This window comes from Anaerohalosphaeraceae bacterium (assembly GCA_035378985.1).
Taxonomy (GTDB): Bacteria; Planctomycetota; Phycisphaerae; order Sedimentisphaerales; family Anaerohalosphaeraceae; genus JAHDQI01.
The window spans coordinates 1-14,016 of record DAOSUR010000002.1 but is presented as its reverse complement, the minus strand read 5'-3'; the positions used below and the strand labels follow the sequence as shown (position 1 = coordinate 14,016).

General features: G+C 52.0%; 7 protein-coding genes. All 7 read left to right on the top strand.

What is annotated here, in order from left to right:
- The first annotated feature begins 144 nt into the window (after nucleotides 1-144).
- Nucleotides 145-3,720, top strand: a complete 3,576-nt coding sequence (gene nifJ / locus PKY88_02375; GenBank protein ID HOQ04045.1) for a pyruvate:ferredoxin (flavodoxin) oxidoreductase — start codon at nucleotides 145-147, stop codon at nucleotides 3,718-3,720.
- A 69-nt stretch (nucleotides 3,721-3,789) separates the two neighbouring features.
- Entirely contained in the window at nucleotides 3,790-4,488 is a 699-nt protein-coding gene (locus PKY88_02370) for a hypothetical protein (protein HOQ04044.1), read from the top strand.
- Nucleotides 4,489-4,756: 268 nt separating this feature from the next.
- Nucleotides 4,757-6,334 (top strand): polysaccharide biosynthesis/export family protein, encoded by a 1,578-nt coding sequence (locus PKY88_02365; protein HOQ04043.1) that lies wholly within the window; start codon nucleotides 4,757-4,759, stop codon nucleotides 6,332-6,334.
- A gap of 18 nt (nucleotides 6,335-6,352) precedes the next feature.
- A complete protein-coding gene (locus PKY88_02360) occupies nucleotides 6,353-7,348 on the top strand; it encodes an exosortase/archaeosortase family protein (protein ID HOQ04042.1) in 996 nt (331 codons plus the stop codon).
- Complete coding sequence (locus PKY88_02355; GenBank protein ID HOQ04041.1) at nucleotides 7,345-8,151, top strand: hypothetical protein; 807 nt, start codon at nucleotides 7,345-7,347, stop codon at nucleotides 8,149-8,151. The genes PKY88_02360 and PKY88_02355 overlap by 4 nt, the downstream gene beginning before the upstream one ends.
- 20 nt (nucleotides 8,152-8,171) lie before the next feature.
- Nucleotides 8,172-12,887, top strand: a complete 4,716-nt coding sequence (locus PKY88_02350; GenBank protein ID HOQ04040.1) for a tetratricopeptide repeat protein — start codon at nucleotides 8,172-8,174, stop codon at nucleotides 12,885-12,887.
- 39 nt (nucleotides 12,888-12,926) lie between these two features.
- Nucleotides 12,927-14,016 (top strand): Wzz/FepE/Etk N-terminal domain-containing protein (locus tag PKY88_02345; GenBank protein HOQ04039.1); only part of this gene is annotated, 1,090 nt, incomplete at its 3' end.

Sequence of the window (14,016 nt, the reverse complement as noted above, 5' to 3'; positions counted from 1 at the left end):
CTTCCTTTTGTCTTCACGATTCTTTCGGAAAGCCCGAAAAACCGTTGCCTGACTGAAGAGAAAATGATATAAAGTCGGTTTTCTTTTACGACGGGACTTTCGATTTCCCTCTGTAGGATTTGAACTCTGAATGGAGAAACCCTTATGGCACGAAAAATGGTTACTATAGACGGCAATACGGCCGTTGCCCACGTAGCACATGCTACCAACGAAGTCATCGCAATTTACCCGATTACCCCCAGCTCCCCTATGGGAGAAATGTCCGACGCCAAAAGCGCCGCCGGTCAGCGAAATATCTGGGGGACAATTCCTTCCGTCATGGAAATGCAGTCAGAAGGCGGAGCGGCCGGTGCCGTCCATGGGGCTTTGCTGGCAGGAGCGTTAACAACTACATTTACTGCCTCTCAGGGACTCCTGCTGATGATTCCAAATATGTACAAAATCGCCGGAGAACTCCTGCCGACCGTATTCCACGTATCGGCCCGTTCGCTGGCCTGTCAGGCCCTGAGTATTTTCGGGGACCACTCGGACGTGATGGCCGTGCGGCAAACGGGGTTTGCCCTCCTGGCTTCCTCCAATGTCCAGGAAGTAATGGATATGGCTCTCATTGCTCAGCAGGCCACGCTGGCCAGCCGAGTCCCCTTCCTGCATTTCTTTGACGGCTTCCGAACCAGTCACGAAGTTCAAAAAGTCGAAGAACTGACCTTTGAGGATATGCGGGCAATGATTGATGACAAACTGGTAGCAGCCCACAAAGCCCGCGCCCTCAATCCAGACCGCCCGATGATCAGCGGTACCGCTCAAAACCCCGATGTCTATTTCCAGGGACGGGAAACCGTCAACCCGTTCTATCTGGCCTGCCCGGAAATCGTCCAGCAGACCATGGACAAGTTCGCCAAAATCGTCGGCCGGCAGTATCATCTTTTCGACTATATCGGAGCCCCCGATGCGGAAAAGGTCATTGTGATTATGTGCTCCGGTGCCGACGTGGTACACGAAACGGTTGATTATCTGAACAGCAAAGGACAAAAAGTCGGCGTGTTGAAAGTTCGGCTTTATCGGCCCTTCAGCAGCAAACATTTCGTTCAGGCCCTTCCGAAAACCGTAAAAAAGATTGCGGTTTTGGATCGCACCAAAGAACCCGGTTCCATCGGCGAACCGCTTTATTTGGATGTCCGCACGGCCGTTGGGGAAGGAATGTCCGAAGGGTGGGCACCGTTTAAGGATTATCCCAAAATTATCGGCGGACGCTACGGTCTGGGCTCCAAAGATTTCACCCCCGCAATGGTCAAAGCCGTCTTCGACAATCTAGATGCCGCACAGCCGAAAAATCACTTCACTGTCGGCATTACGGACGACGTCTGCCGGACAAGTCTGGAAGTCGACGAATCCTTTGACATCGGCGGCCGAACCTTTACAGGAATGTTCTACGGACTGGGGTCTGACGGAACGGTCGGAGCCAACAAGAACAGCATCAAAATCATCGGCGAAGAAACCCCGAATTACGCTCAAGGCTATTTCGTCTATGACTCCAAAAAAGCCGGGGCCGTTACGGTATCGCATCTGCGGTTTGGTCCCGATCCCATTCGCAGCCCGTATCTCATCAGCCGGGCGGACTTTGTGGCCTGTCACAATCCGAGCTTTCTCGAAAAATACGATATGCTGTCGAATCTGAAGCCCGGCGGAACCTTCCTGCTGACCAGCAGTCACGGCCCCGACAAAGTCTGGGATACCCTGCCCTACGAGGTTCAGCAGCAAATCATTGACAAGAAAATCAATTTCTATGTTATCGATGCCATCGGCATTGCCGAACAGCTCGGGCTGGGCAGCCGCATCAATGTCATCATGCAGACGGCTTTCTTCAAAATCAGCAATGTTATTGATATTCAGCAAGCGGTAACGGCGATTAAGGATGCCATCAAAAAGACCTACGGCAAAAAAGGTGAAAAAATCGTACAGATGAATAATGCCGCCGTGGACCAGGCCCTCGAAAAAGTTTACAAAGTCCAGGTGCCTTCGAAAGCCACCAGCAAGATTCGAATGGCCAAAATGGTGCCGGATGACGCCCCCGAATTCGTCCGCACCGTCACGGCAGAAATTATGGCCGGACGCGGCGACAAACTGCCTGTCAGCAAGATGCCCTGCGACGGCAAATTCCCCACAGGTACAACCCAATATGAAAAACGCAACATCGCCGTTCATATTCCGGTCTGGGAGCCGGACCTGTGCATTCAATGCGGCCAATGCTCTTTTGTCTGTCCTCACGCCGCCATTCGCATCAAAGCGTATGACCCCAGCTGCCTGAAAAATGCTCCGGCGGCTTTTAAGAGCATCGATGCCAAAGGCAAGGAGTTTGCCGGGATGAAATTTACCGTGCAGGTCGCTCCGGAAGACTGCACCGGATGCGAGGCCTGCGTCGTGAATTGCCCGGCGGTTGAACGCGATGCCAACAAGCAGCCGACCGGACGGAAGGCCATCAATATGGCCCTTCAGGAACCGCTGCGGCTTCAGGAGCGGGAAAACTTCCGCTTCTTCCTGTCCATTCCCAACACAGACCCGAAAAAGTTTAAACTGGCCTCCATTAAGGGCAGTCAGCTGGTTCCGCCGCTCTTTGAGTTCTCGGGGGCCTGTGCCGGCTGCGGCGAAACAGCCAACATCAAACTGATCAGCCAGCTGTTCGGCGACCGGCTTTATATTGCCAATGCCACCGGCTGCTCTTCCATTTACGGCGGCAACCTTCCGACCACACCCTATACCAAACGTGCCGACGGACGAGGCCCAACCTGGAGCAACAGTCTTTTCGAAGACAATGCCGAATTCGGACTTGGGATGCGTCTGGCAATCAACAAAATGATGACCCACGCCCTCGAACTGCTCGAGAAGGCGGCTTCCGCCGGATGTGTCCGAAAAGAACTGGCGGAATCCCTCCAAGAAGGAATGAAAACCCAGGATACCCAGGAAGGCATTGAAGCCCAGCGAGCCCGTGTGGAAGAGCTGAAAACCGCCTGCCGTCAAAGCCGCTGTCCGGACTGTGAGCGGCTTCTGACCGTGGCAGACTATCTTGTCCGCAGGAGTGTCTGGATTGTCGGCGGCGACGGATGGGCATACGACATCGGCTACGGCGGATTGGACCATGTCCTGGCCAGCGGTGAAAATGTCAATGTCCTGGTGCTGGACACAGAGGTTTATTCCAATACAGGCGGCCAGATGTCCAAATCGACCCCATTGGGGGCTGTGGCCCAGTTCGCCGCAGGCGGCAAACGTCTTCCCAAAAAAGACATGGGATTAATTGCCATGACCTACGGAAACATCTACGTGGCGTCCATCGCCATCGGAGCCAATCCCGCTCAAGCCGTCAGGGCTTTTGTGGAAGCCGAAAGTTATGACGGACCGTCTTTGATTCTTTCCTATTGCCACTGCATTGCCCACGGAATCGAGGATATGGGCCGCGGATATGAGGAACAGAAAAAGGCCGTTGCCTGCGGTCACTGGCCTTTATACCGGTTTGACCCGCGTCTGGCCCAGCAGGGCAAAAATCCGCTTCAGCTGGATTCCAAGGCCCCCACGCTGGACTTCGGCGAATACGCAAGCGGGGAAAACCGTTTCCGCGTTCTCCAGAAAACCAAGCCGGAAATCGCCGAACAGCTTCTGGAAGAAGCTCGCCGTTACGTTAAGCGGAAATACGCTCTCTACGAAAAGTTGTCGCAAATCGAATGCTGAGTACATGAACAGGCGGTCTTGACAAAAGCAGGACTGCCTGTTCTTTTTCTGCAACACGAGGAACTGTTTATGAGCTTGAAAAGAAAAACAGAGTGGTTATCTCTCCTGCTGGGACTTGCTTTGACAGGATGCGAGCTTTCAAACCGCAATGGTCCTGCTTCCGAAGGGAAAAACACTTTGCCCTGTGAGGACCTCTTGAAGGCACATGCTGTTACAGCGTTCTATCTGCCTGCTGGGAAAACTTATTACACAGAGCAGGAACATCACTTTTGCCCCTCCCTCCAAATACTGGAGATATCCGCTCAGGAACCGGAAGGCACAGTTCAATGGAAATGGGAAAAAGGAGCTTTCAGCTGCTCTGCCGGCGACCCTAAAACATGGCGAGGAGAATGGCGGCCGGAATCCCTACTGGCTCTTTTTTCCGGTTTCCTATACGGCAGCGGCCTTTTATCAGTCAGTCCGGAACCCGAACAAACGCCTGTCAATCTGGAAGGTCAGGTCTACACCGCCATTCCTTTCTTAACAGACTCTGACGGTCTGGAAGCAACTTTATTCAAAAATCAAAAAACAGGCATTATTGAACGTGTAAGAGTTCACAACAAAAAAGACAACAAAACCCTGATGGCGATTCTCTACAATTGGCGCCTTTTGGGAAAAAGGGAAATACTTATTCCGAGAAAAATAGATATATTTGATATTACAAATGGTATTTCTTCTAAAATTCTCCTTATCCAGATAGAATATAAAGAAATTGCGGCTTCTCAATGAACCGATTTCGAAAAAGCGAGTATGAGTACAATATGGAGGTTTTTTACACTTTTTTGTTTAATCCAATAATGCAGAAATCCGGTCTTTTCTCAAGGGCCAACAGCCCTCTTGGGTCAAGTTATAAATAATGTTTCAATAAAGGTTTTACGACCGATATACTACTTAAGAAAGCTTCAAAAGAAACCGATAGCAGGAATGTTAGGAAGAATAGACATTTGCATATTTGTATGTCTATTATATCTATTTTTACTTTTTAACGAGCGAGAAAATGGAAAAAAGAATCTTTTTGGTCAATTTGGGAAACCTTCTGATTCTTTCCCTTCTCTTTGGCTGCTACAATGACCCGTTGGACCCCACTCAAATCGGACGGTTCGAGCCGACCCCAAAGGTGAACGTTATCCTGAACACGCTGGGAGTCGCTGAAGAGCCAAGTCCCGCCTATGAAGGCGCCGAAGACCCCAGACCGGAAGACCTTATCGATTTCCAGACTGATTATGTTTTTGGGCCGGGCGATATTGTCCAAATCAGCATCTTCGAACTCTACCAGGAAGGACAACTATATACAAATAATTATGTGGTCACAGAAACAGGACGCATCTCGATTCCGGATGTCGGGCTTGTCCGAGCAGCCGGCTTGACAGAACCCCAGCTGGAACAGGAAATCCGAGACATCTTATCACCGAACATCCTCAAAAACCCATCCGTCACAGTCAGTTTGGTTGAATCCCAAAAACAATACTTTTCTATTGTCGGACAAGGTCTGGGCACCTCGGGCCGCTTTCCGCTGCCTCGATATACATTCCGATTGACCGATGCTATTGCCTTAACCGGAAGCATTGCGGAATTCAACCTCAGCTATATTTACGTATCTCGTGACGTCCCTGTAGAACAATCCGAAACACTTCCGGCAAGCCCAACAGAAAACGCAGCGTCTATCGAAGAACCACCGGTACAGCCCGCTCCAACCTCGAAACCGCAGCAGACACAGGAAAATGAACTTCTCGAGATTATCACTCCATCCGAGAACGCTTCGAAACGCGGAGGCATCCTGATTGCTTCGGCTGAAATGGCAACACGAGAAGAACTTGAGGAATTGGCTTTACCGGAAGGTTTTGAGGTGCCGCCGCCGGCAGCCCCTGAAGTCACTCCGGAACAGCCCGCCGAAACTCCCCCCTCACCAGGCGAACCTATCGAGTGGGTTTATGAGAATGGAAAATGGATACCGAAAGTCCGTTCCGGTGTACCGCTTGCCAAACAAACACCCCCGCCCGCTGCAGAACCGGCCCGGCAAGTTCCTGAAGAACCCCTGCCGGAAGGTTTTGGCGCAAAAGACATCGGCAAAACAAAAACGACAACGCGAGTTATTCGGGTTCCCGTCGATCGGCTTTTGGCCGGCGATCCCCGCTACAACATTGTCATACGTCCCGGAGACCGAATTACGGTTCCGCTGGACATCATTGGAGAATTCTGGATTTTGGGGAATGTAAATGCACAAGGGCCGTTCCCCCTGACCGGCAGACCTATCACACTCAAACAAGCTATTGCCACAGCGGGCGGGCTGAATCAAATTGCTTATCCGCAGAAAGTAGAGGTAATTCGTCGGTTGGGCAAAAATCCCGCCGGAATGGCTCAGGAAGAAATCGTGCTGGTTGACCTGAAAAAAATCGCCAAAGGCCTCCAGCCGGATTTCTTCATCAAACCCTATGACCTGATTAACGTAGGAACACACGGAAGCAGCCGTTATCTGGCTGTCTTGAGAAATGCCTTCCGTGCTACGTATGGTTTCGGACTTGTGTATGACAGAAACTTCGCGAATGAGGATTTCGAAGACATCTGGACTTGGTAACCGTACAGGAACACACTGATGGCACCTTCCTCAGCCGCTACAGACTATTCTGCTTCCAGTCCCTCAATGCCTTCGAGCGGATGGCGCCGTGTTTCTATCGCTACGTACATTCAAATCGCAATTGTCGGAATTCTTTTCTATTCTTTCTTTTACAAAGACATCCATCGACTCGTTGTCCAGTGGCTTGACCCGAGCTGGTCTCATGGATTCCTGATACCTTTGTTCAGTCTTTATCTTCTAAACCGCCGCAAAGAAGATGTCCTCCAGGCCCCCATTCGACCCAGTTATTTCTGGGGCATCCTGGGACTGACGGCATCCTTAGGGCTGTATGCCTTGAACATTGCCGTGCTGAAATTCGGCTACGGATATCCGCTTTTGATGCTCACTTCTCTGGCTTCTGCGGTTCTTCTTTTGGGCGGCTGGAAATTATTCCAACAGGTCTGGCTGCCGATCTTTTATCTCTATTTCGCCATTCCGCTGCCGGCCGACATTTACACTCGAATCTCCAGACCGCTTCGACTGGCGGCAGCGCATGTATCCACCGCAATTTTAGACCTGATTCCGAATCTGGAAGCTGTTTCACAAGGTGTCACGATCGAAATTGAATACAAAGGGGTTCGGCTGGAGCCCGCTCTCGATGTGGCGGAAGCTTGCAGCGGGATGCGGCTCCTTTGGGCCTTCCTGGCCCTGAGTGTTCTGATGGCTTATCTGCATAAACGTCCGGCCTGGCAGAAAATCATCCTCCTGGTCAGTACAATCCCGATTGCCATCCTCTGTAATATGATTCGGGTCACGGTAACAGGCCTCATTTACATCTTCGGCGACCCCCAATATGCCCAGGGTATCTATCATGATCTGCTCGGGATGATGATGATTTTTGTGGCCTTCTTTTTTTACTGGGGTCTGGCCTGGCTGATGGAAAATCTGTTCGTGGAAGAAACCGAAACCCCCGCATCAGTCATTATCCGCAGGCGGAGTTCAGAGTCCTCTGCTGAAAAGGAGGAGCGGTTATGACATCCCCCCTTCGCTCCTTTTGGAGGCCCTCTTTTCTCATCTGCACGGGTATTTTGGCGGTCGCCTCCGCCTCCAAAGAATATACGCTTCGCCAGATGGGGGTTTATTTCTCAAAATCCCCTATCCCGCTGAAGGCCTCCTTCGAAAAACTCAATGAAACCAAAATTGCTCCTTATCTGGTTCAGAAAAAAAATCGGATTACCAACCGGGATGTGTTGGACAGTTTAGGAACGGAGGAATATCTCCAATGGGAGCTGGAAGACCCGGAAGTTCCCAAAGACAGCCCCCTGCGGTTTTGCTCCCTGTTTATCACCTACTACACCGGCAATCCGGATATGGTGCCGCATGTACCGGATGAATGCTACGTGGGCGGCGGCAATACGAAACTGGCCAGCGAGGTCCTTGCAATCCCCATTCAGAAAGAGTTCATGCCGGAATCCGTCCGGTCTTTGATTCCGGACACGCTTGGTGTTCAGTCAATTCTTTTCAGTCAGCGTCTTCAGGGCCCAATGCCGATTGAAAAAGAACTGAGGGTTCAATATTTCTTCAAGGTCAACGGAAAGTATGCCTCCAGCCGAACCGAAACCCGTACGCTGCTTGGAAGCAACTTTTTCAGCCGATATTCCTATTTCTGCAAAGTGGAATGGAAATTTTACGGATTTGGTTTTGCCGAGATTCTTTATCCGGACAAAAACCAGGTCATCGAAGGCAGCAGGAAACTGCTCTCAATTCTCCTGCCGGTTCTGGAAACCGACCATTGGCCGGACTGGGAAGAAATCAACCAAAAACCAAACGATTCTTAATAAGGAACGGATGAACGAGTATGGCCAAGAAACTCAATAAGAAAGTGGTAATCATCCTGCTGGTTTTAGTCGGAGCAGGAGCCCTGTGTGTTGCCGGGGCAGGCGTGTACGTTCTGCGGGGCCGAAACCCCGAATATTGTCTGAAAAAAGCTGAAGACGCTCTCAAGGAAAATGATTACAAAACGGCTGAACGGTTTTTCGGGAGGGCCTGTGCTGTAGCCAAAACCAATCGGGACAAAATTGCCAATTATTTTCGCTACGCCGAATTTCAGCTGATTCAAAACGAACATCACGAGGCCGACTGGGGCAAAGCGCTGGGCTGCTGGAATCAAATTCTCCGGTTCGATCCGAAAAACGAAACGGCTACACGCAAACTGTTTGACTATTTTTATGAAGTGGCAGACCTCGGGCAGCCGCAGGCATGGAAACAGGTGCAGGATTACGCCCGAGACCTTTTGAAAATTCTGGAGGAAGCCCAAAAGCCGCTCGACCCAAAGGTCCTCCTGGCTCACGGACGAGCTTCCCTGGAAATGGCCCGCCTGGGGGCTGTCAGCAACCGCCTGGAAATGGTCCAGCAAGCCGCCTCCGACTTTCAGCGGTATATTGAATTAAATCCTGATGACACAAAAGGATATGAATACTTAGCGGACAGCATTTTGGTTCGCAGTTCAATTGAAACTTCACAGGGGAACCTCCAAGCGAGAGAGACCGCCCGTCAGGAAGCCGCAAAAATCCTTCAGCAGGCTGTCGAACAATGCAGCGACCGTCCGTCGGCATGGGCCGCGAAAATCAACTTCGAACTGGAAACCCTTACAGACCCGAACCGTCTGGGCGAGATTCGTCAGCAGGTCGAGAATCTCATCCAAACCCTCCCGTCCAGCGATGTTCTCTATACGGCTTTGTCCAGTACATACGAACGGGCAGGAAATTTAAGCCGTTCTGAAGAGCTGATGAGGGCTTCCGCTGCAATGCGGCAGGCCGTCGCACTCGCTCCGCAGAACATCCGACATCTTCTCCATCTTGCCACCCTGCTTCATCGGCTTGGTTCCGTCCAGAAAAAACCGGCTTTGATTGAAGAAGCCGTCCAAATCGCTGAAAACGCCCTGAACCTTCCGGATGCACAGGAACAGACCGGTCCCCGCCAGTCTTACGCCCGCAGCAACCAGTACGCCCTGCATTCCTTCCTTGCTCAGATTCACATCGAAACCATCCTGGAGGGAATCCGTGCCGGACGTTCCGTGGACGACTTTAAACCGCAGATGAAACGGGTGAAAACGGCTGTAGACCGAATGACGCAACTGCTGGGCTCTGCAGAGAACCCCGCCATCCAAAAATGGCAGGGACTGCTTGCCCTGGCGGAAGGACAGAAAGACAAAGCCGTCCGCCAGTTGTACAAGGCCTATGAACAAGCCAAGGCACTCGATGCTCCCAATGAACCTTCTCAAATTGATTCCTACCTCTGCTATATCCTGGCCCAGGAAATGGCCGACCAAAACGTTTTTGGAATGCACAAAGAGTTCCTCGAAAAAGCGATCTTTAACCGAAACAGTGCGGCCTCCTGGAAACCGGAAACCCTCATAGACTACGCCAAAATTCTTATCGTTGCCAGAAACTACCCGCAGGCGGTCATGATGATTCGAACCTATGAAAACAGCTACGGCAGCACCGTCGAAACCGAACGTCTTCGACTGCGGGCCCTTATCGAGGCCGGATTCATCCAGGAAGCTGAAGAGGCCCTGAAGGCCCTCAATCCGGAAGAACCGGAAACCATTTCGCTGCGTCTGCTTTTGGTAAACCGCAAGATTCTTTCACTCACCGCCCCGGCAGCCGGTGAAGAGGAAACGCCCCTTCCGCCGGAAAAAAGACAGCAGCTGAATGCGCTTTATGAGGAACAGTTCAATCTCTTTTCCAAATTGATAAAACTCGACATTGATCAAGTGGACAGCGCTTTGCTGCTGTCTGCCTGTCATCGTCTGATTCGGGATAAAGAAATTGAAAAGGCAAAAGCACTGGTGGATGCCTTTCGGCAGCAGCGGCCCGATGAGCCGGCCTTCGCCGTTCTGCAGAAACAGCTGTCTCAGCCGGACCCGACGGCTATCCCTGCGGAATTGCTTTCGCGTTTGACGGAAGAATCACTCAACGAAATTTCGGACCCGCGGAAACGGCTGGTCTCTCTGGCTCAATTCTATGCCTCGGCAAATCGTATGCAGGAAGCCGCGGCGGCCTATCGCCAGGCCTATGAGCAGTTTCCGGATGATGCGACTGTCGTCAATGCATACTATGAGTCGCTGCTGAATCAAAAATCGTTTGAAGAGGCGGAAAAAGTAGCCCAGCAGGCCCGACAGAAAAATCTGGACGGCTGCGGGGGCAGCTTTTACGCTGCACAGATGGCCATGGCGAGGGAAAACTTCGATGTCGCGCTGCGTCTTCTGGATGAATGCCTAACCTATCGGCCTCTGCTGCCGCAGGCGTGGCTGCTGAAAAGCCGCATCTTCCTGTCTCAAAACAAATTGGAAGATGCCGTGAACGCCGCTCAAACCGCCGCCCGGATGAACCCGCTCAGTCCGGAAGCGATTCTGCATTACGCCTCACTCCTGCAGGAGCGAAACGCCCGCTTGGGCGCCAAGGTCACGCCGGAGCAGGCCGAAGAAGCCGAACGGATGCTCCTGTTTGCCATGCTGCTGAATCCGGGAAACCGCAACCTGCAGAGTTATTATGCAGAAATCACCTTCGAAAGAAATCCGGAACGGTCTTTGGCAATGCGGCAGCAGCTGCTCAAAAGCAGCCCCACCGTCTCCAACGCTATTCTGCTTGGAAATATGGCCATGCGGATGGCGGAACGGGAGCGAGACCCTTCGAAAAAACAGGGGCTTTATCAAGTGGCCGGCGGCGCCTTCCAAAAAGCGCTGGAAATCGACCCAAACAATGAGGGAGTGCTCAACGCTTTCGCAGAATACCTGCGTCAGACCGGCCGTTCTGCAGAAGCGGAATCCCTGCTGAGCGGCCAATCCAAGGTCCTGTGGCGTTTTTACCTGCGTGACGGCCAGTTTGAGAAGGCCGAAGCCATCCTGAATGAGCTGATTCGCCAGAATCCCTCCGACAAAGACGCCCTGCAGGGTCTCATTCTGGTTGCTCAAGGCAAAGGAGACCGTGCCGCCGTCCGGCGTCTGCTCGATACAATGCTCCCGCTGGCATCCACCGCAGAAGAGGAATTGTGGGTCCTGCAGCGTTATCTGGAATATGAATTTACGGAATCCATCGACAAACAAATTGCCAGCTTCCGAGAGCGCTATCCCAATCAAACGCAGGTGCTTCTCCTGGATGCATGGTACCGCATCAGCCGCGGACAGCTTCAGGACGCCCTGACAAAACTGAACGAGTTTCTCGCAAATCAGCCGGAACACGCCGGCGCCTGGCGTCTGCGGGGACGAGTCTACCGGCTGATGGGAGACTATCCGAAAGCCATTGAATCCCTCCTGAAAAGCAAAACCATTGAAGCCAGCGCAGCCTCGCGGATTGAACTGGCAAATGTGTATCTCGAAAGCGGTCAAATGGAGGCCGCCATCGGCGAATTAAAAAGCGGCCTCAATGAACCGCAGGCCCCTATGCAGCTGCGTGCCATGCTCGAAAGCATTTATGAACAGCGCAAGCGCACCGCCGACTTAAAACGCTTCTATCAGGAAACCCTCGACAAGTATCCGGACAATGTGTACTGGCATTTCCGTGCAGGCAAATTCTATCTGGAGCAGAAAGATTTGACCACCGCCGAACAGCTCCTTGCCAAGGCATGGGAATTAAGCCGCAAAGAGGGTCCGGGAGACGGCAGAACGCTGGATTACTACATGGAAACCCTGCTCCAAAGCAAATCCTATAACAAATTATTGGCATTTGCGGCGGAAAATATTGATTCGCCTCATGCCGCAATTCTCTACACGTATGTGGCCCAAACCCATACGGAGCTGGGACAAAAAGACAAAGCCGTCCAGAACTTCTTCCAGGCCCTCGAGAAAGCCGGCACCAATATTGACCTGATGAGCGGCATCGTTTCCATCATTGTGGAAAAGACCGGACCGGATACGGTAGCTCAGTGGTGCACGCAGAAGCTCCGCCAGAATCCCAAATCCATCGAAGGGCTCTTGGCCGCAATCAGTCTTTACTCCCAGACGGGTCAGTACAATCAGGCGATTCAATACATCAATGCCTGCCTGGAACTGCTCCAGCCCAATCAAACCGAATGGCTCCAGCTGTCCATGAAAAAAGCCAATATCTACACGATGGCCTATGCACAGACCGCAGATGAACAATATCTTCAGCAGGCCGTCGGTCTGATGGAAAAACTGCTGGAAGCCATGCCTAACAACCATACCGCAATGAACAATCTGGCCTATATGCTGGCGGACAATAAACAGCAGCTCGAAAAAGCACTGGAATATTCTCGGAAGGCCTGCCAGATGGAAATGGGCAATCCCATCTACCTGGACACCTACGCTTACATCCAGTGTCTGCTGGGACATTTTGAAGAAGCCCACCAGGCCCTGCTTCGAACCATTCAGCTTCATGAAGCCCGCAATGAGCCGATTCCCTGGGAGGTCTACAAACATATCGGAATGGCTCAGGAAGGTCTGGGCAAGAAGCCTGAAGCCGTCTCGGCCTATCGAAAGGCCGTTGAATCCGCCGGCATTCCGGATAAAGAAAAAGAAGCTTTGGAAAAGAAAATTCAGGAATTGAGTGTATAAAGACGGAGAGCAACCGACCATTACAACGGGAGTTGAAATATGACTGAACAGATTCAACGGGTAATCCAGGGAATGACAGCTCCTGTTCCTGTGCATCCCTCTGCGATAAGAATGGCCCCGCCGCCGGCGGCTGTTGTCGCCTTGACGCCGAAAGAGATTCTCGGAATTCTGCGGCGGCATATTTGGATGATTGTTCTCTTTACAATCACCGGATTTATTCTCGGAGCGGGTCTCTATGTGGTGATGCTGCGATTCTTCCCACGTTATACCGCTTCGACCGGAATTAATGTCCTGCCGCCGGTTACGTCCGACCCGCGGGAGTTTACTTCAATCCAGCCGCAAAAGGATTTGTACTACCAATTCCGAGCCACCAAAGCAGCCCTGATGAAGCAGCAGGACATGCTCCAGAACCTGATTAAGCAGGACAGCATCCGAGCCACCAAATGGTTCGAGCAGTTTGTCAAACGAGATGCCTCCGGCGAAATTGTTTCGATTGATGTCGCCAAGGCCATCCGAAAATTGGACAAGAAACTTGCGGTGAATGCATCTCGAGATCAGGACTTTATCCGGGTCTCGATGACCTGGGCCGACCCGAAGGAGGCGGCGCTGATTGTCAATGAAATGGTTCGCCTGTTTTTGTCGGATCAGCGGGAAAAGGCCCGTGCCGAGATTTCCGAAAAGATGGCTTCGGAAGAAAAGGCCCGTCAGGACCTTCGCGACAGCCTGAGAGCCATTCAAACCCAGATGGACAACCTGCGGGCCGGAAGCGAGTTCGCCAAGCTGGACACGAAAACAATGTCGTACCGGGATTATATGGATGAAAAGCTGGCCTCTTTGTACAACGAGTTCAGTCGGCTGGACGCAGAGCGGGAGCGGCTGCGGGTCTTGCTCGCTATCGCAGAACGGCGCGCAACCCAGACGGATTACGACCAGGTCGTTCAGCAGGCAGTCGAACAAGACCCGCTTGTTCGAGAGCTCCAGAACTCGCTGAACAGCATTGAAGCTCTGCTGGCTCAGCAGACAGCCCGATTCGGAGAAAATCACCGGCGAGTCCTGGAAACCCGTCAGGCTCGGGACCAATTCAAAAAAGACCTGGATGCCCGCAAGATTGAAATTGCGGAAATCCAGC

Coding starts and splice junctions, on each gene's coding strand:
- nifJ (HOQ04045.1), top strand. CDS start 145: ATGGCACGAAAAATGGTTACTATAGACGGCAATACGGCCGTTGCCCAC.
- PKY88_02370 (HOQ04044.1), top strand. CDS start 3,790: ATGAGCTTGAAAAGAAAAACAGAGTGGTTATCTCTCCTGCTGGGACTT.
- PKY88_02350 (HOQ04040.1), top strand. CDS start 8,172: ATGGCCAAGAAACTCAATAAGAAAGTGGTAATCATCCTGCTGGTTTTA.
- PKY88_02365 (HOQ04043.1), top strand. CDS start 4,757: ATGGAAAAAAGAATCTTTTTGGTCAATTTGGGAAACCTTCTGATTCTT.
- PKY88_02360 (HOQ04042.1), top strand. CDS start 6,353: ATGGCACCTTCCTCAGCCGCTACAGACTATTCTGCTTCCAGTCCCTCA.
- PKY88_02355 (HOQ04041.1), top strand. CDS start 7,345: ATGACATCCCCCCTTCGCTCCTTTTGGAGGCCCTCTTTTCTCATCTGC.